The 19,537-nt window shown below is 60.1% G+C and carries 19 protein-coding genes; 15 read left to right on the top strand and 4 right to left on the bottom strand.

Annotated features, from left to right (window positions below):
- Nucleotides 1–14: 14 nt before the first annotated feature.
- Complete coding sequence (gene rpmE, locus ACA074_RS02015; protein WP_123530569.1) at nucleotides 15–242, bottom strand: 50S ribosomal protein L31; 228 nt, start codon at nucleotides 240–242, stop codon at nucleotides 15–17.
- 167 nt (nucleotides 243–409) lie between these two features.
- Between rpmE and ACA074_RS02010 the strand changes: the two genes are divergently transcribed.
- The 10 genes from ACA074_RS02010 to ACA074_RS01965 all read left to right on the top strand — a co-directional run bounded on the left by ACA074_RS02010 (nucleotide 410) and on the right by ACA074_RS01965 (nucleotide 13,438).
- Nucleotides 410–2,629, top strand: coding sequence for a primosomal protein N' (locus ACA074_RS02010; RefSeq protein WP_497678344.1), 2,220 nt, complete (start codon nucleotides 410–412; stop codon nucleotides 2,627–2,629).
- 213 nt (nucleotides 2,630–2,842) lie between these two features.
- A complete protein-coding gene (gene argS / locus ACA074_RS02005) occupies nucleotides 2,843–4,579 on the top strand; it encodes an arginine--tRNA ligase (RefSeq protein WP_497678343.1) in 1,737 nt (578 codons plus the stop codon).
- 1 nt (nucleotide 4,580) lies between these two features.
- The gene (locus ACA074_RS02000; RefSeq protein ID WP_187679594.1) at nucleotides 4,581–5,291 is read left to right on the top strand and encodes an SPOR domain-containing protein; all 711 of its coding nucleotides are present in this window, start codon (nucleotides 4,581–4,583) and stop codon (nucleotides 5,289–5,291) included.
- A gap of 288 nt (nucleotides 5,292–5,579) precedes the next feature.
- Entirely contained in the window at nucleotides 5,580–6,110 is a 531-nt protein-coding gene (hslV, locus tag ACA074_RS01995) for an ATP-dependent protease subunit HslV (RefSeq protein ID WP_016984593.1), read from the top strand.
- A gap of 54 nt (nucleotides 6,111–6,164) precedes the next feature.
- On the top strand, nucleotides 6,165–7,502 hold the full coding sequence (gene hslU, locus ACA074_RS01990) for an ATP-dependent protease ATPase subunit HslU (RefSeq protein ID WP_187679593.1): 1,338 nt from the start codon (nucleotides 6,165–6,167) through the stop codon (nucleotides 7,500–7,502).
- A 204-nt stretch (nucleotides 7,503–7,706) separates the two neighbouring features.
- Complete coding sequence (locus ACA074_RS01985; RefSeq protein WP_401271763.1) at nucleotides 7,707–8,087, top strand: gamma-butyrobetaine hydroxylase family protein; 381 nt, start codon at nucleotides 7,707–7,709, stop codon at nucleotides 8,085–8,087.
- A gap of 258 nt (nucleotides 8,088–8,345) precedes the next feature.
- On the top strand, nucleotides 8,346–10,025 hold the full coding sequence (phaC, locus tag ACA074_RS01980; protein ID WP_187679591.1) for a class II poly(R)-hydroxyalkanoic acid synthase: 1,680 nt from the start codon (nucleotides 8,346–8,348) through the stop codon (nucleotides 10,023–10,025).
- Between the two features lie 86 nt (nucleotides 10,026–10,111).
- The gene (gene phaZ / locus ACA074_RS01975) at nucleotides 10,112–10,966 is read left to right on the top strand and encodes a poly(3-hydroxyalkanoate) depolymerase (RefSeq protein WP_187679590.1); all 855 of its coding nucleotides are present in this window, start codon (nucleotides 10,112–10,114) and stop codon (nucleotides 10,964–10,966) included.
- A gap of 138 nt (nucleotides 10,967–11,104) precedes the next feature.
- Entirely contained in the window at nucleotides 11,105–12,787 is a 1,683-nt protein-coding gene (gene phaC / locus ACA074_RS01970) for a class II poly(R)-hydroxyalkanoic acid synthase (RefSeq protein WP_187679589.1), read from the top strand.
- A gap of 30 nt (nucleotides 12,788–12,817) precedes the next feature.
- The gene (locus ACA074_RS01965; protein WP_187679588.1) at nucleotides 12,818–13,438 is read left to right on the top strand and encodes a TetR/AcrR family transcriptional regulator; all 621 of its coding nucleotides are present in this window, start codon (nucleotides 12,818–12,820) and stop codon (nucleotides 13,436–13,438) included.
- A 257-nt stretch (nucleotides 13,439–13,695) separates the two neighbouring features.
- Here the strand turns inward: ACA074_RS01965 and ACA074_RS01960 are convergent, their stop codons facing one another.
- The 3 genes from ACA074_RS01960 to ACA074_RS01950 all read right to left on the bottom strand — a co-directional run bounded on the left by ACA074_RS01960 (nucleotide 13,696) and on the right by ACA074_RS01950 (nucleotide 15,560).
- Nucleotides 13,696–14,610 carry a phasin family protein gene (locus ACA074_RS01960; RefSeq protein ID WP_401271755.1) on the bottom strand — a complete coding sequence of 305 codons (915 nt, stop codon included), beginning with the start codon at nucleotides 14,608–14,610 and terminating at the stop codon, nucleotides 13,696–13,698.
- A gap of 10 nt (nucleotides 14,611–14,620) precedes the next feature.
- On the bottom strand, nucleotides 14,621–15,043 hold the full coding sequence (locus ACA074_RS01955) for a phasin family protein (protein WP_187679586.1): 423 nt from the start codon (nucleotides 15,041–15,043) through the stop codon (nucleotides 14,621–14,623).
- A 241-nt stretch (nucleotides 15,044–15,284) separates the two neighbouring features.
- A complete protein-coding gene (locus ACA074_RS01950; protein ID WP_187679585.1) occupies nucleotides 15,285–15,560 on the bottom strand; it encodes a polyhydroxyalkanoic acid system family protein in 276 nt (91 codons plus the stop codon).
- 154 nt (nucleotides 15,561–15,714) lie between these two features.
- Between ACA074_RS01950 and ubiE the strand changes: the two genes are divergently transcribed.
- The 5 genes from ubiE (at nucleotide 15,715) to ACA074_RS01925 (ending at nucleotide 19,517) form a co-directional block, all read left to right on the top strand.
- Entirely contained in the window at nucleotides 15,715–16,485 is a 771-nt protein-coding gene (gene ubiE / locus ACA074_RS01945) for a bifunctional demethylmenaquinone methyltransferase/2-methoxy-6-polyprenyl-1,4-benzoquinol methylase UbiE (protein WP_187679584.1), read from the top strand.
- A complete protein-coding gene (locus tag ACA074_RS01940) occupies nucleotides 16,485–17,108 on the top strand; it encodes a ubiquinone biosynthesis accessory factor UbiJ (protein ID WP_187679583.1) in 624 nt (207 codons plus the stop codon). Before ubiE ends, ACA074_RS01940 begins: the two co-directional genes overlap by 1 nt.
- Nucleotides 17,105–18,709, top strand: a complete 1,605-nt coding sequence (gene ubiB, locus ACA074_RS01935) for a ubiquinone biosynthesis regulatory protein kinase UbiB (RefSeq protein WP_497616108.1) — start codon at nucleotides 17,105–17,107, stop codon at nucleotides 18,707–18,709. The genes ACA074_RS01940 and ubiB overlap by 4 nt, the downstream gene beginning before the upstream one ends.
- 81 nt (nucleotides 18,710–18,790) lie before the next feature.
- On the top strand, nucleotides 18,791–19,192 hold the full coding sequence (hisI, locus tag ACA074_RS01930) for a phosphoribosyl-AMP cyclohydrolase (RefSeq protein WP_007909357.1): 402 nt from the start codon (nucleotides 18,791–18,793) through the stop codon (nucleotides 19,190–19,192).
- Nucleotides 19,185–19,517, top strand: a complete 333-nt coding sequence (locus ACA074_RS01925) for a phosphoribosyl-ATP diphosphatase (protein ID WP_007909355.1) — start codon at nucleotides 19,185–19,187, stop codon at nucleotides 19,515–19,517. The genes hisI and ACA074_RS01925 overlap by 8 nt, the downstream gene beginning before the upstream one ends.
- Nucleotides 19,518–19,537 lie beyond the last annotated feature (20 nt).

The raw sequence follows: 19,537 nt of genomic DNA, 5'->3' as shown, positions 1-19,537 counted from the left end.
CGGGCTCTTCAACCTTACTCTGCAGCAGCAGGTTTCTTGCCGAAAGCACCGAAACGGTCGGCGAAGCGCTGAACGCGGCCGCCAGTGTCCAGAGTCTTTTGCTTACCGGTGTAGAACGGGTGGCATTCGTTGCAAACGTCGATCGACAGGGCTTTGCCGAAGGTCGAACGAGTTTCGAATTTGTTACCGCAGCTGCAGGTAACAGCGATTTCTGGGTAGTTCGGGTGGATATCAGCTTTCATGGTGTCTTCCTCAGCTAGCGTGCCGCCATCCAACACTATTGTTGAATACCGCACGTAATTAGGCCGCGGATTCTACCAGACAATGTCAATCGCGCAAGCTGTCCCTTAGACCGACCGTCTGCTAGGCTCCCGGCCTTGTTCACCGCCCGACATCGAGATCCCCCCGCGTGCCCGACGCCATTCTGCGCCTCGCCCTGCCTTCGCCCTTGCGCCGCCTGTTCGACTATCGAGCCCCGGCGGGCGTGCTGCGCGCCCAGTTGCAGCCGGGCATGCGCCTGCGGGTGCCGTTTGGCCGGCGGGAGATGATCGGGATTCTGGTCGAAGTGACCGATACCAGCGAAGTACCGGTGGAAAAACTCAAACCGGCGTTGGCCTTGCTCGATGCCACGCCACCGCTGCCCCCGGCGCTGTTCAAGCTGTGCCTGTGGACGTCGCAATATTATCAGCACAGCCTCGGCGATACCTTGAGTTGGGCGCTGCCGGTGCTGTTGCGTCAGGGCGAACTGGCCGAGGCCCGCCAGGAACGCTTCTGGTCAATCGTTCCCGGCGCCAGTGTGGATGATCCGCGCATCGCCCGGGCACCGCGCCAGCGTGAGGCGCTGACAACGCTCGCCCAACACCCGCACGGCGTCGCCCATCAGTTGCTGAGCAAACTGATGTTGAGCAAGGACAGCCTCGACCTGCTGCTGGCGAAGAATCTGGTGCAGGTGGAAATCCGTCGACACGCACCCGGCGCACGCCATGAACATTGGCTCGCGCAGCCGGAACTGCCGCTCAACGCCGAGCAGCGCGCCGCCTATGAAGCCATTCGCGCCGGCTTCGACTGTTATCACGCGTTCCTGCTGGCCGGCGTCACCGGCAGCGGCAAGACCGAAGTCTATTTGCAGTTGATCCGCGAAACCCTCGAGGCCGGCAAACAGGCGCTAGTGCTGATTCCGGAGATCAACCTCGGCCCCCAGACGCTGGCACGGTTCGAACAACGTTTCAACGCGCGGATCGCCCTGATCCACTCGGCAGTCAACGATCGCGAACGCCTCGAAGCCTGGCTCGCTGCCCGCGATGGCGAGGCCGACATTATTATCGGCACCCGTTCGGCACTGTTCACCCCGATGAAAAATCCCGGGCTGATCATCATCGACGAAGAGCACGACGGCTCTTATAAACAGCAGGAAGGTTTGCGTTACCACGCCCGTGATCTGGCACTGGTGCGCGCGCGACAGGAAAACATCCCGATCGTCCTCGGCTCCGCCACGCCTTCACTGGAAAGCCTGCACAACGCCTACACCGGGCGGTATGGCCTGCTGCGTCTGAACGAACGCGCTGGCGGCGCGAAACAACCGCGCTTCCTGCGCCTGGACGTGAAAAGCCGTCCACTGGACAGCGGCATCTCCGGGCCGATGCAGCAAGCCATCGGCCAGACGCTGGCGAACGGGCAGCAGGTTTTGGTGTTCCTCAATCGCCGCGGCTTTGCCCCGACGCTGCTTTGTCACGATTGCGGCTGGATGTCCGAGTGCTCACGCTGCGATGCGCGGATGACTGTGCACCAGCGCCACGGTGAACTGCGCTGCCATCACTGCGGGTACGTCGAACGCACACCGCGCCAGTGCCCGAAGTGCAACAAGGTCGACTTGCGGCCCGTCGGCGCCGGCACCGAGCGTGCTGAAGAACGGCTGGCGATTCTGTTCCCCGATTACCCGGTGCTGCGGGTCGACCGCGACAGCACTTCGCGCAAGGACGCGATGAATCAGCTGTTCGCTACGATTCAGAAGGGCCAGCCGTGCATTCTGGTCGGCACCCAGATGTTGGCCAAGGGGCACCACTTTCCGCGAGTGACGCTGGTGTCGATCCTTGATGCCGACGGCGGGCTGTTCTCCGGCGACTTCCGCGCCAGTGAGCGCATGGCGCAGTTGATCGTACAGGTTGCCGGGCGTGCCGGGCGCGCGGAGGAGCCGGGCAAAGTGATCATCCAGACCCACCTCGCCGACCATCCTTTATTGGTGCAACTGACCGAACAGGGTTACTTCGCCTTTGCCGAACAGGCCTTGAGCGAGCGCCGCGCTGCCGGGCTACCGCCCTTTGCACATTTGGCGTTGTTGCGTGCCGAAGCGCACAAACCGGGGCAGGCTGAAGGCTTTCTCGATGAAGCGTGCAGCGAGGCTGAGCGCTTGCTGACCGAGCAGAATCTGAGCGGGATGGAATTGCTCGGACCGGTGCCGGCGCCTATGGAACGTCGTGCCGGGCGTTATCGCGCGCAGCTACTGTTGCAAGCGACAGCGCGAGCGCCATTGCATCGGCTGCTGGCCAGTTGGTTGCTTGTGCTGGAGCAAATGCCAAGCGGGCGGGCGGTACGCTGGTCGCTGGATGTCGATCCCGTCGATTTGTACTGAAAATCAAAAGATCGCAGCCTGCGGCAGCTCCTACAGAGGGATTCGCATTTATCTGTAGGAGTTGCCGCAGGCTGCGATCTTTCGCTCTTAATGTCACCACATATCCATAAGCTGCCTGCTAAGGTTGGCAAGCCCGTCTTCGCAACGGATAATGCCCAGTTTTTCCACCCGCGCATCGATGCGCCGCCGCGCTTGCGGTCGAAAGAGAAGACCATGAAAGACACCATTCGCCAGCTGATCCAACAAGCCCTCACCCAACTCGTCAACGAAGGTGTGTTGCCTGAAGGCCTGTCGCCGGCGATCCAGGTGGAGAACGCCCGTGACAAGACTCACGGCGACTTCGCCAGCAACATCGCGATGATGCTGGCCAAGCCTGCGGGCATGAAGCCACGCGATCTGGCGGAAAAAATCATCGCCGCGCTGCCGGCCGACGAGAACGTCACCAAGGCCGAAATCGCCGGCCCGGGCTTCATCAACTTCTTCCAGAACACCCAGGCCCTGGCCAACCGCCTCGACGCCGCCCTGGCCGACGCCCATGTTGGCGTGCGCAAGGCAGGCCCGGCGCAGCGCACCGTGGTCGACCTGTCGGCACCGAACCTGGCCAAAGAGATGCACGTTGGCCACCTGCGTTCGACCATCATTGGCGACGGCGTGGCGCGCGTTCTCGAATTCCTCGGCGACGAAGTGATCCGCCAGAACCACGTGGGCGACTGGGGCACCCAGTTCGGCATGCTGATGGCTTACCTGCAAGAAAACCCGATCACCAGCGACGAGCTGTCCGATCTGGAAAACTTCTACCGTGCCGCCAAGCAGCGTTTCGACGAGTCCGCAGAGTTCGCCGACCGCGCCCGTGGTCTGGTGGTCAAGTTGCAGGCCGGCGATGCCGAGTGCCTGGCGCTGTGGACCAAGTTCAAGGACATCTCGCTGTCGCACTGCCAGAAGATCTACGAACTGCTCAACGTCAAACTGACCATGGCCGATGTGATGGGCGAAAGTGCCTACAACGACGACCTGATCAACGTGGTCAACGACCTCAAGGCCGCTGGCATGCTGGTCGAGAGCAACGGCGCTCAGTGCGTGTTCCTCGACGAGTTCAAGAACGCCGATGGCGACCCGCTGCCGGTGATCATCGTCAAGGCTGACGGCGGTTACCTGTACGCCACCACCGACCTGGCGGCCGTGCGCTACCGCAGTGGCAAACTGAAAGCCGATCGCGCGCTGTACTTCGTCGACCAGCGTCAGGCCCTGCACTTCCAGCAAGTGTTCGCCGTGGCGCGCAAGGCCGGTTTCGTGACCCATCCGATGGAGATGGAGCACATGGGCTTCGGCACCATGAACGGCGCCGATGGCCGTCCGTTCAAGACCCGTGACGGCGGCACCGTGAAGCTGATCGATCTGCTGACCGAAGCGCAGGAACGCGCCTACAACCTGGTGAAAGAGAAGAACCCGACGCTTGCCGAAGACGAACTGCGCAACATCGCCAAGGTCGTCGGCATCGGTGCGGTGAAGTACGCCGACCTGTCGAAACACCGCGCCAGCGACTACAGCTTCAACTTCGACCTGATGCTGAACTTCGAAGGCAACACCGCGCCATACCTGCTGTACGCCTACACCCGCGTGGCCGGCGTGTTCCGTAAACTGGGCAAGGACTTCAGCGAAGTCGACGGCCAAATTGTCCTCGAAGCGGCGCACGAACAAGAGCTGGCGGCGAAACTGGCGCAGTTCGGCGAAGTGCTCAACAACGTGTCCGACAAAGGCACCCCGCACATCCTTTGCACCTACCTGTACGACGTTGCCGGTCTGTTCTCCAGCTTCTATGAGAACTGCCCGATCCTCGCCGCCGAGACCCCGGCACAGATGCAGAGCCGTCTGCGCCTGGCCGCGCTGACCGGCCGCACCCTCAAGCAAGGCCTGGAGCTGTTGGGTCTGGAAACTCTGGAGCGTATGTAAGTTGGCTGCCAAGAAAAAACCTGCACCCAAGCGTGGCGCCAGCCGTTACCAAGCTCCTGCGAAGCAACCGATCCCGGGTTGGCTGTGGATGGCCATCGGCCTGACGGTCGGTGCTTTCATCGTGTTCCTGATGAAGCTGGAACCGGGCAAGGGCAGTGACACGGTCAAGCGTGAGAAGGTCGAACAACAGCAGAAAGCGTCGAAGATCGCCGAGGCCAACAAGACCCCGCCGAGCCCGACGCAACCGGTGAAGCCGAAGTACGACTTCTACACCCTGCTGCCGGAATCGGAAGTGATCGTGCCGCCGGACGCCGTGCCGGAGAAAACCCTGCCGACGCCGCAAGTGCCGAACATCCCGACCACGCCGGTGACCCCGGCGGAAGCGGCGAAGATCGACACCGCCCGCGCTCAGGCGGCATTGGCCGGGATTACCCCGCCGCCAGCGCCTCCTGTCAGCAAAGCGGCACCCGTGACCAAGTTCTTCCTCCAGGCCGGCTCTTTCCGCAAAGAGGCGGATGCAGATAAGGTCCGCGCGCAGATCATTCTGCTTGGCCAGGCCGTTTCGGTTGAGTCGGGCACAGTGAAGGACGAAACCTGGTACCGCGTACTGGTCGGCCCGTTCAGCAACCGCGAACAACTGACCACGGCGCAGAAACAACTGGCCGGCAGCGGTTTCAGCAACCTGTTGTTACAACAACGCCAGAGCCGCTGATTCTCGCACCGTGGGCGCCTCATTCCGAGGCTGCCCACAATCCCTGTGGTGAGGGGATTCATCACCGACCGGCTGCGCAGCAGTCGTAAATCCAGCCTTCGCGGTGTGTCAGTCCTACTGCAATTGCTGGATTCAGGGCCGCTTCGCGCCCCATCGGGGATAAATCCCCTCGCCACAGTCATCACACACCATTCGTCTCCCATTGCCCCTGCCGGTTGAAATCCTCTCCACCACCCCCATATGAATGGGCATAAGGCATTTTCGCCCCGCAGTGTGGAGACTCTTCCCTTGACCACCATCGTTTCAGTCCGCCGCCACGGCAAAGTCGTCATGGGCGGCGACGGCCAGGTTTCTCTTGGCAACACCGTGATGAAAGGCAACGCGAAAAAAGTCCGTCGCCTGTACCACGGTCAGGTCATCGCCGGTTTTGCCGGTGCCACCGCCGACGCCTTCACCCTGTTCGAACGTTTCGAAGGCCAGCTTGAGAAACATCAGGGCCATCTGGTGCGCGCTGCCGTCGAACTCGCCAAAGAATGGCGCACCGACCGCTCGTTGAGCCGCCTCGAAGCCATGCTCGCAGTCGCCAACAAAGACGCCTCTTTGATCATTACCGGCAACGGTGACGTGGTCGAACCTGAAGATGGCCTGATCGCCATGGGTTCTGGCGGCGGCTACGCACAGGCAGCGGCCAGCGCACTGCTGAAGAAGACCGACCTGTCGGCCCGCGAAATCGTCGAAACCGCGCTCGGTATCGCCGGCGACATCTGTGTATTCACCAACCACACCCAGACCATTGAGGAGCAGGATCTCGCTGAATAAGCCTGACGCGGCCCTGTGCCACGGCTTGTTTCTGCTTGAGGACCGTCAACTACTATGTCCATGACTCCCCGCGAAATCGTCCACGAACTCAACCGCCATATCATCGGCCAGGACGATGCCAAGCGCGCCGTCGCGATTGCCCTGCGCAACCGCTGGCGCCGGATGCAGCTGCCTGAAGAGCTGCGCGTTGAAGTGACCCCGAAAAACATCCTGATGATCGGCCCGACCGGTGTCGGTAAAACCGAGATCGCCCGTCGCTTGGCGAAACTGGCCAACGCACCGTTCATCAAGGTCGAAGCGACCAAGTTCACCGAAGTCGGCTACGTCGGCCGTGATGTCGAATCGATCATCCGTGATCTGGCCGATGCCGCGATCAAGATGCTGCGCGAGCAGGAAATGACCAAGGTTCGCCACCGCGCCGAAGACGCTGCCGAAGACCGCATCCTCGACGCGCTGCTGCCGCCGGCACGCATGGGCTTCAGCAACGAAGAAGCGCCAAGCTCGGATTCCAACACTCGCCAGCTGTTCCGCAAGCGCCTGCGCGAAGGTCAGCTGGATGACAAGGAAATCGAAATCGAAGTTGCCGAAGTGGCCGGCATCGAGATCGCCACGCCGCCGGGCATGGAAGAGATGACCAACCAGCTGCAGAGCCTGTTTGCCAACATGGGCAAGGGCAAGAAGAAAGCTCGCAAGCTCAAGGTCAAAGAAGCGCTGAAGATGGTGCGCGACGAAGAAGCCGGGCGTCTGGTCAACGAAGAAGAGTTGAAGGCCAAGGCCCTGGAAGCCGTCGAGCAGCACGGTATCGTGTTCATCGACGAAATCGACAAGGTGGCCAAGCGTGGCAACGTCGGCGGCGCTGATGTGTCCCGTGAAGGCGTCCAGCGCGACCTGCTGCCGCTGATCGAAGGCTGCACCGTCAACACCAAACTGGGTATGGTCAAAACCGACCACATCCTGTTCATCGCTTCCGGCGCGTTCCACCTGAGCAAGCCGAGCGATCTGGTGCCGGAGCTGCAAGGCCGTCTGCCGATCCGCGTCGAACTCAAGGCTCTGAGCCCGGAAGACTTCGAACGCATCCTCAGCGAACCGCACGCCTCGCTCACGGAGCAGTACTGCGCGCTGCTGAAAACCGAAGGCCTGAATATCCAGTTCCAGCCCGAAGGTATCAAGCGCCTGGCGGAGATCGCCTGGCAGGTCAACGAGAAGACCGAGAACATCGGTGCCCGTCGCCTGCACACGCTGCTTGAGCGTCTGCTCGAAGAGGTGTCGTTCAGTGCCGGCGATCTGGCCAGTGCTCATGACGACAAGGCAATCCTGATCGACGCCGAGTACGTCAACAGCCACCTCGGCGAATTGGCGCAGAACGAAGACCTGTCCCGTTATATCCTGTAGGTCACCTTCTGTGTGAGCGGGCTTCTGTGGTGAGGGGATTTATCCCCGATGGGGCGCGAAGCGGCCCTTATCCCGTTGAATACGGTGTCTCAGACACACCGCATTCAACGGGTTTACGACTGCTTCGCAGCCGATCGGGGATAAATCCCCTCGCCACAAGGGTCCGCTGACACAGGGCCTCTTTTCAGACGGATGACTGGCCCCATGACCAACACAATCCCCACCGACATCAAACTGCACAAAGCCTCGAAAACCCTGACGCTCACTTACGCGTCCGGCGAGGAATTCACCCTGCCCGCCGAATTCCTGCGCGTGCATTCCCCCTCCGCCGAGGTCCAGGGCCACGGCAAGCCGATCCTGCAATTCGGCAAGCTCAACGTCGGCTTGACCAAACTGGAACCGGCCGGTCACTACGCACTGAAACTGACCTTCGACGACGGCCACGACAGCGGCCTGTTCACCTGGGACTATCTCTACGAACTGGGGCGACGTCATGACGCACTCTGGGCCGATTATTTGGCCGAGCTCAAAGCCGCCGGCAAAACTCGCGACCCGGACCAGTCGATCGTCAAGCTGATGCTCTAGTCCGAGCGTCTTGCTCTTTAGAGGGCATTTTCTAAATTCATCTGTTTGAATGCTCTGCTGCGTGGTCGAGGATCGGCCTGCTTGCGAAAAAAATTAAACTCGGGTAACCAATGGAGCTGGCAAGTTCCCTGCAGTGCTCTACGACTGTAAAGCAGCTATGCAGAATTAACGGTCACCCGAGCAGTAGTACCTGGCATTGGCTGTGGAACTGCACAGCAGAAAACCGGGTACTCGTCTCAGGACAATGGAGCGTCGTAGATGAGTAACAAGAATAACGATGACCTGAAGTACCAAGCCTCGGAAAACACCCTGGGGCTTAATCCCGTCGTTGGGCTGCGCGGAAAGGATCTGCTGGCCTCTGCTCGTATGGTGCTGAAACAGGCCATCAGACAACCTATTCATAGTGTCAAACACGTCACCCATTTCGGCCTTGAACTGAAGAACGTGCTGTTAGGCAAATCCGAACTGCAACCGGCCGGCGATGACCGTCGCTTCGCCGATCCCGCGTGGAGTCAGAACCCGCTCTACAAACGTTATCTGCAAACTTACCTGGCGTGGCGCAAGGAACTCCATTCCTGGATCGACGACAGCAGCCTTTCACCCAAAGACATCGCCCGCGGCCACTTCGTGATCAACCTGATGACCGAAGCCATGGCCCCGACCAACACGGCGGCCAACCCGGCGGCGGTCAAACGCTTCTTCGAGACCGGCGGCAAGAGCCTGCTCGACGGGCTCTCGCATCTGGCCAAGGATCTGGTGCACAACGGCGGCATGCCGAGCCAGGTCAACATGGGCGCGTTCGAGGTCGGCAAGAGCCTGGGCGTGACCGAAGGCGCGGTGGTGTTTCGCAACGATGTGCTGGAGCTGATCCAATACAAGCCGATCACCGAGCAAGTCCACGAGCGCCCTCTGCTGGTGGTGCCGCCACAGATCAACAAGTTCTACGTATTCGACTTGAGCCCGGACAAGAGTCTGGCGCGTTTCTGCCTGCGCAATAACGTACAGACGTTCATCGTCAGCTGGCGCAATCCGACAAAGGCGCAGCGCGAGTGGGGCCTGTCGACGTACATCGATGCGCTCAAAGAGGCGGTCGATGTGGTCACCGCGATCACCGGCAGTAAAGACATCAACATGCTCGGCGCCTGCTCCGGCGGCATCACCTGCACCGCCCTGCTCGGCCATTACGCAGCGCTTGGCCAGAAGAAGGTCAATGCCCTCACGTTGCTGGTCAGCGTGCTCGACACCACGCTCGATAGCGACGTCGCGCTGTTCGTCGATGAACAGACCCTTGAGACCGCCAAGCGCCACTCGTATCAGGCTGGTGTGCTCGAAGGCAAAGACATGGCCAAGGTCTTCGCGTGGATGCGCCCCAATGACCTGATCTGGAACTACTGGGTCAACAACTACCTGCTCGGCAACGAGCCGCCGGTGTTCGACATCCTGTTCTGGAACAACGACACCACAAGGTTGCCGGCCGCATTCCACGGCGACCTGATCGAGATGTTCAAAAACAACCCACTGATCCGCCCCAATGCACTGGAAGTGTGCGGCACACCGATCGACCTCAAGCAGGTCACGGCGGACATCTTCTCGCTGGCCGGGACCAACGACCACATCACCCCGTGGAAGTCCTGCTACAAGTCGGCGCAGTTGTTCGGTGGCAAGGTGGAATTCGTGTTGTCGAGCAGCGGACATATCCAGAGCATTCTGAACCCGCCGGGCAACCCGAAATCGCGTTACATGACTGGCGAAGAAATGGCTGCCAATGCCAATGACTGGCAAGAGAACTCGACCAAGCACACCGATTCCTGGTGGCTGTACTGGCAGGCGTGGCAGGCCGAGCGTTCGGGCAACTTGAAAAAAGCCCCGACCAAACTGGGCAACAAGGCGTATGCGCCAGGTGAAGCATCGCCGGGCACTTATGTACATGAGCGGTAACTGACACATCTCGCTCTCAATGTAGGAGCTGCCGAAGGCAGCGCCTACATGAGGCGCGGTGAATTTAAATTCACAGGGCCTGAAGCATGCCGCAACCGTTCATCTTTCGCACCGTCGACCTGGATGGCCAGACCCTCCGCACGGCGGTACGCCCCGGCAAGCCTCACTTGACGCCCTTGCTGATTTTCAACGGCATCGGCGCCAACCTGGAGCTGGTGTTTCCGTTTGTCGCAGCGCTGGACCCGGATCTGGAAGTGATCGCCTTCGACGTGCCCGGTGTCGGTGGTTCCTCCACGCCGAACCGGCCGTATCGCTTTCCCGGCCTCGCCAAGCTGACTGCGCGGATGCTCGATTACCTCGACTACGGCCAGGTCAATGTGATTGGAGTGTCGTGGGGCGGCGCACTCGCGCAGCAATTCGCCTACGACTACCCCGAGCGCTGCAAGAAACTGGTGCTGGCCGCGACCGCAGCCGGTGCAGTGATGGTGCCGGGCAAGCCGAAAGTCCTGTGGATGATGGCCAGCCCCCGGCGCTACATTCAGCCGTCCCACGTGATCCGCATCGCGCCGTTGATCTACGGCGGTTCGTTCCGCCGCGACCCGACCCTGGCCGCCAGCCATGCAGCGAAAGTGCGTTCGGCGGGCAAGCTCGGTTACTACTGGCAACTGTTCGCCGGCCTTGGCTGGACCAGCATTCACTGGCTGCACAAGATCAATCAACCGACGCTGGTGCTGGCCGGCGATGACGATCCGCTGATCCCGTTGATCAACATGCGCATGCTCGCCTGGCGGATTCCCAATGCTCAGTTGCACATCATCGACGACGGTCATCTGTTCCTGATTACCCGCGCCGAAGCGGTGGCGCCGATCATCATGAAATTCCTCGAAGAGGAGCGGCAGCGGGCGGTGATGCACCCGCACCCGTCACCGCTGGGCGGTTAACCACCGCGGCAGGCTTTATGCAGGGCTTTGAACAACATGCGCGGCAGGACGCAGCGCAGGCAACAAGCCACAACAGCGTCTATGGTGTTCTGGTTCGGTGAGTTTGTTTTTGGCCTGAAGACGAAGGAGTGTTGAGTCATGCGCGAAAAACCAGCGACGGGCGTGGTACCCAGCCCCGCCGTGTTCATCAACGCACAAAGTGCGATCACCGGCTTGCGTGGTCGGGACCTGCTCTCGACCCTGCGCAGCGTCGCAGCCCATGGCCTGCGCAATCCGATCCACAGTGCCAAGCACGCCTTGAAACTTGGCGGCCAGCTCGGCCGAGTGCTGCTTGGCGAAACCCTGCACCCGACCAATCCACAGGACACTCGTTTTGCCGACCCGGCGTGGAGCCTGAATCCGTTTTACCGGCGCAGCCTGCAGGCCTATCTGGCCTGGCAGAAACAGGTCAAAAGCTGGATCGACGACAGCGACATGAGCCCGGATGACCGCGCCCGGGCGCAGTTTGCCTTCACGCTGCTTAACGACGCCGTGGCGCCGTCCAACACCCTGCTCAACCCGCTGGCGATCAAGGAGTTGTTCAACTCCGGTGGCAACAGTCTGGTGCGCGGTCTTAGTCATTTGTTCGATGATTTGCTGCACAACGACGGTCTGCCACGGCAAGTCACCCGGCAGGCTTTCGAGGTCGGCAAGACCGTCGCTACCACCACCGGCTCGGTGGTGTTTCGCAACGAAATGCTGGAACTGATCCAGTACCGACCGATGAGCGAAAAGCAATACGCCAAGCCGCTGCTGGTGGTGCCACCGCAAATCAACAAGTACTACATTTTCGACCTCAGCCCGCAAAACAGCTTCGTCCAGTACGCCCTGAAGAACGGCTTGCAGACGTTCATGATCAGTTGGCGCAACCCTGATGTGCGCCATCGCGAATGGGGCCTGTCGACCTACGTCGAAGCGGTGGAAGAAGCGATGAACGTGTGCAGGGCGATTACCGGCGCCCGTGAGATCAACCTGATGGGCGCCTGCGCCGGCGGCCTGACCATCGCCGCCCTGCAAGGGCATTTGCAGGCCAAGCGGCAGCTGCGGCGCATATCCAGTGCAACCTATCTGGTCAGCCTGCTCGACAGCGAGATCGACACCCCGGCCACACTGTTCGCCGATGAACAGACCCTGGAAGCCGCCAAGCGTCGTTCCTATCAGAAAGGCGTGCTGGATGGTCGCGACATGGCCAGGATCTTCGCCTGGATGCGCCCCAACGACTTGATCTGGAGCTACTTCGTCAACAACTACCTGTTGGGCAAAGAGCCGCCGGCCTTCGACATTCTTTACTGGAACAATGACAACACCCGGCTGCCCGCCGCGTTTCATGGCGACTTGCTGGACTTCTTCAAACATAACCCGCTGACCCATCCGGGCGGCCTCGAAGTCTGCGGCACGCCGATCGATCTGCAGAAAGTCACCGTCGACAGTTTCAGCGTCGCTGGCATGAACGACCACATCACGCCGTGGGACGCGGTGTATCGCTCGACCCTGCTGCTGGGTGGTGACAAGCGCTTCGTGCTGTCCAACAGCGGCCACGTGCAAAGCATCCTCAACCCGCCAAGCAACCCGAAAGCCGCTTACGTCGAGAACGGCAAGATGAGCAGCGACCCGCGCGCCTGGTACTACGACGGCAAACACGTCGACGGCAGTTGGTGGCCGCAGTGGCTGGAATGGATTCAGCAGCGCTCGGGCGCCCAGCACGAAACCCAGATGACCCTCGGCAACCCGAACTATCCACCGATGGAGGCAGCACCCGGTACTTACGTGCGTGTGCGCTGACGCTTAACCGAACTTTTCTAAGAAGACTGGATGAAAACCCGCGACCGGATTCTCGAATGTGCTCTGCAACTGTTCAATGAAAAGGGCGAACCGAACGTCTCCACCATGGAGGTTGCCAACGAAATGGGGATCAGCCCCGGCAACCTCTACTACCACTTCCACGGCAAGGAGCCGCTGATACTCGGGTTGTTCGAACGCTTCCAGAATGAACTCGCGCCGCTGCTCGATCCACCGCCGGATGTGGAATTGGCGCCGGAGGATTACTGGCTGTTTTTGCACCTGATCGTCGAGCGCCTCGCGCAGTACCGGTTCCTGTTTCAGGACTTGTCGAACCTGGCCGGACGCCTGCCGAAACTGGCGAAGGGGATTCGTCATCTGCTCAATGCATTGAAGCGCACGCTGGCGTCGTTGCTGGCGCGTTTGAAAGCGTCGGGGCAGTTGGTCAGCGATACCCAGGCACTGGGGCAACTGGTGGAGCAGATCACCATGACGCTGCTGTTTTCGCTGGACTATCAGCGCATTCTTGATCGGGAGGGCGAGGTCAGATTGGTGGTTTATCAGATCATGATGCTGGTGGCGCCGCATTTGTTGCCGCCGGTGAAGGTGGCGACCGAACGGATGGCCCTGCAATACCTCGAAGATCACGAATGAAATCAAGAGCCCCTCACCCTAACCCTCTCCCAGAGGGAGAGGGGACTGACCTTATTGTCTTACGCGATACGGCGACCTGAAAAATCCAGTCGATTATGAATTCAATACGACACTTTCAGGTCGGTGTAAGGCTGAAGCATCCCCGAATCGGCCCCCTCTCCCTCGGGGAGAGGGCTGGGGTGAGGGTAAGCTTTTAAAAAGCACAAACAAAAACGCCCGACCTTCACAGGCCGGGCGTTTTGTTTTGCCCTGAAAAATCAGGACTGACTGGTTGGCGTCGACGGGGTCGATGCAGCAGTCGGAGTGGCCACCGGAGTCGGTGCCGCGGCGGAGTTTGACGCGCTCACCGGAGCTGCCGGGGTAGCAGGCTTGGCCGCGGGAGCTGCCGGTTTCGGCGCTGCGGCTTTCGGTGCGGCCGGTTTTTTCACTGCCGGTTTCTTCGCCGCAGCCGGTTTGGCCGCTGGCTTGGCAGCAGGTTTGGCGGCAGCGGTTTTCGCTGCTGGCTTGGCTGCTGGCTTCGCCGCGGTTTTAGCGGCGGGCTTCGCGGCTGCCTTGGCGGCTGCAACCGGCTTGGCCGCTGCTTTCGCAGCAGGTTTGGCGGCAGCAGTCTTTGCTACGGATTTAACTGCTGCTTTAGCCTTCGCCACCGGTTTGGCAGCCGCTTTGGCCAGTGGCTTGGCGGCTGTTTTGGCTGCCGGTTTTGCCGCCGCAGTTTTAGCTGCTGGCTTGGCCGTAGCGGTTTTCGCGACAGGACGGGCCTTCTCGCCAGTCAGTTTTTCGATCTGCTTGGTCAAGGTTTCCACCTTGCTGTGCAGCGCTTTGACTTCATTGCGGCTCGGTACGCCCAAGCGCGAAATCGCGCTGTTCAGACGCTTGTCGAAAGCCCCTTCCAGCTCATCCCACTTGCCCAGCGCGCGATCTTTCACGCCGCTGATGCGCGACTTGGCCGAGGAAGCGGAATCCTTGGCGGCATCGACTTTTTTGCCGACTGCCGACTTGGTGAGCTTCTCGGCTTTCTCGCCGTCTTTGACCAATGTATCGAAGAGCTTGCTGCCGTCAGTGTCGATCTTCGAGTACACGCCTAAACCAGCCAGCCAGATTTTGCGGGAGTAGTCTTCGACTTTCCCAATCCACGAGCTGCCTTCTTTATCGGTGTTCTTTTTACCAGCCATCCCGTTCTCCTTAAGATTTACGCGCGACGCGTTCGAGCAATGCCGTCAGCTCATCGAGCTTAGCAGAGAGTGTCTCAACGTCATGTTTAGACGGAATGCCGATACGATTCAAGGCGCTTGCTACGCGGCTGTCGAACGCCTTCTCGACCTTGTCGAGTTGAACTTCGACACGGCCTTTGAAAGAACTGACTTCGTCACGGGCTTCATCGATCTCGGCGTTGGCCGCTTCGAGTTTTTCGGTGACGACTTTTTTGCCTTTCTTTTCAACAGTTTGACCAGCCTTGATCAACTCTTGAAAGTAGTCACTACCCTCTTGGCCGACCTTGGCGTAGGCACCCAGGCCTGCCAGCCAGATCTTGCGGGCATAAGATTTGACGTCGCTCAGAGCGGTTGTCGAAGCGTCGATTTTTTTCTTCAAAATAACTTTGGCCATGGTGCACCTCACGCGCAGAAGGTTTGAGGAACTGCCCGCGAAAGTGTCGGGCTCTGGCACAAAGTAGGTAGAAAAATTAGAAACGGCACCCTAACAACTGACATAAACCTCTGGCTTCACACGAAACGAATGTGGGAGCGAGCCTGCTCGCGAAAGCGTTTTATCAGTCGGATTTTCTGTGACTGACACACCGCATTCGCGAGCAGGCTCGCTCCCACACGGGATTCGTTTCAGGCAGAAATCAAACCAGCGCTTTGTCCAACGCCTTCTCGATCTCGGCTTTGATCATGCCGCTCATGGCCGACATCATCAGGCCCAGTTCCACGTCGACCTTGATCGAATCGTCAGCCACATGCACCGCGCCTTTAACGCCCGAACGCTTGAGGTTCAAGGTGTCGCCCGACCACTGCGGCTCCAGGCCGTATTGCTCGGACAGTTTCTGCGCCAGCTTGTCGGCCTTCTCGCGGGCAGCTTCCTTGCCCAGGCTATGGGCACGTTCAACACTAATACGGGCCATCGAATGACTCCTGACTTATGAATGTTCATCGGTAAATCTTGACCGCGTCTGCGGCAAATCGTCCCGAAGGTTGTCCATCTTACCTTTAGCCATTCCAAGACAAAGCATGGCTTGGGGATTAGAATGTCGCGCATTCTCTTTTGGTGACAGCGATATGACTGATCAGCGCAAAGGCAGCGATGCCGAACCCACCACTCACTTCGGCTTCAAAGACGTTCCGGAAAGCCAGAAAGCGGAAAAAGTCGCTGAGGTGTTCCACTCCGTAGCCGCAAAGTACGACCTGATGAACGACCTTCTGTCGGGCGGCATGCACCGCTTGTGGAAGCGTTTCGCGATCGAACTGTCGGGCGTGCGCAGCGGCAATCGCGTTCTGGACATTGCCGGCGGCACTGGTGACCTGACCAAAAAATTCTCCCATCTGGTAGGCCCTACCGGTCAGGTGGTGTTGGCCGACATCAACGAATCCATGCTCAAGGTCGGCCGCGACCGCCTGCTGGATCTGGGTGTGGCCGGCAACGTCGAATTCGTTCAGGCGGACGCTGAAAAACTGCCGTTTCCGGACAACCATTTCGACTGCGTGACCATCGCTTTCGGCCTGCGCAACGTGACGCACAAGGAAGACGCCCTGCGCTCGATGCTGCGCGTGCTCAAGCCCGGCGGTCGCTTGCTGGTGCTGGAATTCTCCAAGCCAACCAACGCGCTGATGTCCAAAGCCTACGACGCCTACTCGTTCGCCTTCATGCCGCTGATGGGCAAACTGATCACCAATGACTCGGAAAGCTATCGCTACCTGGCCGAATCGATCCGCATGCACCCGAATCAGGAAACCCTGAAGTCGATGATGGTCGACGCCGGTTTCGACCGCGTGACCTATCACAACATGACCGCAGGCATCGTCGCCCTGCACCGCGGCATCAAGCCCTGATGCTGCTCACCGGGCTGCTCGCCAGCGTCGAACTCGGCCTCAACCGGGTGCTGCGTCTCGACAGCACGGCGCTGCCGCGGCTGGCGCATCTGACCGGCAAGGTGATTGCCATCGACTGCCGTAGCCCGGCGCTGCAACTGTTCATTCTGCCGAGCGATGAAGGTTTGATGCTCGCGTCCCACTGGGAAACCGGTGTCGACTGCACCCTGCGCGCCCCGGCTTCGAGTCTGTTGAAACTGGCCCTGAGCAAGGACAAGACAGCGGTGCTGCACGCCCCGGAAGTCGAACTCGACGGCGACAGCGGCGTGCTGCTGGAGCTGGCCGGTGTGCTGCAGGATCTGGAGCTGGACTGGGAGTACGAACTCTCGCGCTGGCTGGGACCTGTGGCCACGCAACTGGTTGGCGGTCATTTGCGCAGCCGCGCACGCTGGTATCAACAAGGATTTGCCAGCCTCAACCAGAATCTTGCCGAATACCTCGCCGAAGAATCGCGCACCCTCGTCGGGCAGCGCGAAGCCGAAGCGCGGTTCAGCGAACTGGACCGGATCAAACTTGATCTGGAACGTCTCGAGGCGCGTTTCGAGCGCCTTTCCCGATCCCTCGACCCAAGCGATAACGCATGAAGCTGCTTGCCGTCCGCCGTCTGTTGCGCATCCAGCGCGTCGTGATCCGCTACCGTCTCGATGACCTGCTGTTCGATCTACCGCTGCCCTGGTTCCTGCTGGCGCTGCGCTATGTGCTGCCATGGCGCTGGTTCCCTCGCAAGCCGCTGGACCTGAGCCGTGGCGCGCGCCTGCGCCTGGCATTACAGGATCTGGGGCCGATCTTCATCAAGTTCGGGCAGATTCTCTCGACCCGCCGCGACTTGCTGCCGGAAGACATCGCCGATGAGCTGATGCTGTTGCAGGATCGCGTACCTCCGTTCGATTCGCAGCTATCGATCAAGCTGATCGAAGAGCAGCTGGGCAAGAAAATCAGCGAAGTGTTCAGCCGATTCGATGTTCAACCGCTGGCCTCGGCCTCGGTGGCGCAGGTGCACGCCGCGCAGTTGAAAACCGGCGAAGAAGTGGTGGTGAAGGTGATCCGCCCGGGTCTGAAGCCAATCATCGCTCAGGATCTGGCGTGGCTGTTCATCCTCGCCCGCGCCGCCGAAAAGGTCTCGGCTGACGCCCGCCTGCTGCACCCGGTGGACGTGGTGCAGGACTACGAGAAAACCATCTACGACGAGCTCGACCTGCTGCGCGAGGCGGCCAACGCCAGCCAGTTGAAGCGCAATTTCGAGGGCTCGCCGTTGCTTTACGTGCCGCAAGTCTATTGGGACTGGTGCCGGCCGAAAGTGCTGGTGATGGAGCGCATCTACGGCATCCAGGTTACCGATCTGGCGACCCTTGCCGATCAGCGCACCGACATGAAAATGCTTGCCGAACGTGGTGTGGAGATCTTCTTCACCCAGGTGTTCCGCGACAGTTTCTTCCACGCCGACATGCACCCGGGCAACATCTTCGTCAGCACCGTCAACCCGTGGAGCCCGCAGTACATCGCGATCGACTGCGGGATCGTCGGCAGCCTGACCCCGGAAGATCAGGATTATCTGGCGCGCAACCTGTTCGCCTTCTTCAAACGTGACTACCGCCGCGTTGCGCAATTGCACATCGATTCGGGCTGGGTGCCGGCGGAAACCAAACTCAACGAGTTCGAAGCGGCGATCCGTACCGTGTGCGAACCGATCTTCGAAAAACCGTTAAAAGATATTTCATTTGGCCAGGTGCTGATGCGCCTGTTCCAGACTGCACGCCGCTTCAACATGGAAGTGCAGCCGCAACTCGTACTGCTGCAAAAGACCTTGCTGAACATCGAAGGCCTCGGTCGTCAGCTCTATCCGGATCTGGATCTGTGGAACACCGCACAGCCGTTCCTTGAACGCTGGATGCGCGAACGTGTCAGCCCGAAAGCCTTGCTCGGCAACGTGCAGAGCCAGTTCGAACAGATTCCGCATCTGGCCAACATGGCCCGCGATCTGCTTGAACGCATGTCCCAGCCACACGCCAAAGACCCACCGCCGCCGTGGCACAAACGCAAGGACGACTGGTTCCTGCGCCTGCTCGGCAGCGCCCATCTGGCCGGCGGTGCGATCCTCGCCGCCGGTGGCCCGCTGAACGAATTGGGGCATTGGCCCGCCGGGATCATGGTAGCCGTGGGCTTGTATCTGGTCGTTCGCCGATAGCCAGTTCCGTGATCGGCTGGCACACTGTTTCAACGCCTGAACCCGACTATTTGAAGTGTGGGTTCGCTGTCGGAGTCGAAGATGAAAAACTGGCTGGACGAGATCAAGTGGGACGCTGACGGCCTGGTGCCCGCGATTGCCCAGGATCACAAGACCGGACGTGTACTGATGATGGCCTGGATGAACCGCGAAGCGCTCGAACTGACCGCCGCGGAAAACCGTGCAATCTACTGGTCACGTTCCCGTGGCAAGCTATGGCGCAAGGGCGAAGAGTCCGGCCACGTACAGACCTTGCATGAGATGCGTCTGGACTGTGACGCCGACGTGATCATCCTGATGGTTGAACAGATCGGCGACATCGCTTGCCATACCGGCCGTCAAAGCTGCTTTTACCGCGTCTTCGAAAACGGCGACTGGAAAACGGTCGACCCGGTGCTGAAAGACCCGCACGCAATCTATTCCGCAGGACACAAACATGAGTGACACCCTGACCCGCCTGGCCGAAGTGCTCGAAGAGCGCAAAGGCGCAGCGGCCGACAGCTCGTATGTCGCCAGCCTGTATCACAAGGGTCTGAACAAGATTCTGGAGAAAGTCGGCGAAGAGTCGGTCGAAACCATTATTGCCGCCAAGGACGCCGCCATCAGCGGCGACTGCAGCGACGTGATCTACGAGACCGCCGACCTGTGGTTCCACAGCATGGTCATGCTCGCTCAACTGGGGCAGCATCCACAGGCTGTACTCGATGAACTGGATCGTCGCTTCGGCCTGTCCGGACACGTCGAGAAAGCCTCGCGCCCGTCCGCCTGAACAACTATTAGAGAGGAACA

Source organism: Pseudomonas sp. LBUM1655, assembly GCF_059716085.1.
This window is presented reverse-complemented; position numbering and strand designations above follow the sequence as displayed.

What these genes read in the sequence shown, in the direction of transcription:
- rpmE (WP_123530569.1), bottom strand. Translation starts at nt 242, where the DNA reads ATGAAAGCTGATATCCACCCGAACTACCCAGAAATCGCTGTTACCTGC.
- argS (WP_497678343.1), top strand. Translation starts at nt 2,843, where the DNA reads ATGAAAGACACCATTCGCCAGCTGATCCAACAAGCCCTCACCCAACTC.
- hslU (WP_187679593.1), top strand. Translation starts at nt 6,165, where the DNA reads ATGTCCATGACTCCCCGCGAAATCGTCCACGAACTCAACCGCCATATC.
- ACA074_RS01985 (WP_401271763.1), top strand. Translation starts at nt 7,707, where the DNA reads ATGACCAACACAATCCCCACCGACATCAAACTGCACAAAGCCTCGAAA.
- phaC (WP_187679591.1), top strand. Translation starts at nt 8,346, where the DNA reads ATGAGTAACAAGAATAACGATGACCTGAAGTACCAAGCCTCGGAAAAC.
- phaZ (WP_187679590.1), top strand. Translation starts at nt 10,112, where the DNA reads ATGCCGCAACCGTTCATCTTTCGCACCGTCGACCTGGATGGCCAGACC.
- phaC (WP_187679589.1), top strand. Translation starts at nt 11,105, where the DNA reads ATGCGCGAAAAACCAGCGACGGGCGTGGTACCCAGCCCCGCCGTGTTC.
- ACA074_RS01965 (WP_187679588.1), top strand. Translation starts at nt 12,818, where the DNA reads ATGAAAACCCGCGACCGGATTCTCGAATGTGCTCTGCAACTGTTCAAT.
- ACA074_RS01960 (WP_401271755.1), bottom strand. Translation starts at nt 14,610, where the DNA reads ATGGCTGGTAAAAAGAACACCGATAAAGAAGGCAGCTCGTGGATTGGG.
- ACA074_RS01955 (WP_187679586.1), bottom strand. Translation starts at nt 15,043, where the DNA reads ATGGCCAAAGTTATTTTGAAGAAAAAAATCGACGCTTCGACAACCGCT.
- ACA074_RS01950 (WP_187679585.1), bottom strand. Translation starts at nt 15,560, where the DNA reads ATGGCCCGTATTAGTGTTGAACGTGCCCATAGCCTGGGCAAGGAAGCT.
- ubiE (WP_187679584.1), top strand. Translation starts at nt 15,715, where the DNA reads ATGACTGATCAGCGCAAAGGCAGCGATGCCGAACCCACCACTCACTTC.
- ACA074_RS01940 (WP_187679583.1), top strand. Translation starts at nt 16,485, where the DNA reads ATGCTGCTCACCGGGCTGCTCGCCAGCGTCGAACTCGGCCTCAACCGG.
- ubiB (WP_497616108.1), top strand. Translation starts at nt 17,105, where the DNA reads ATGAAGCTGCTTGCCGTCCGCCGTCTGTTGCGCATCCAGCGCGTCGTG.
- hisI (WP_007909357.1), top strand. Translation starts at nt 18,791, where the DNA reads ATGAAAAACTGGCTGGACGAGATCAAGTGGGACGCTGACGGCCTGGTG.
- ACA074_RS01925 (WP_007909355.1), top strand. Translation starts at nt 19,185, where the DNA reads ATGAGTGACACCCTGACCCGCCTGGCCGAAGTGCTCGAAGAGCGCAAA.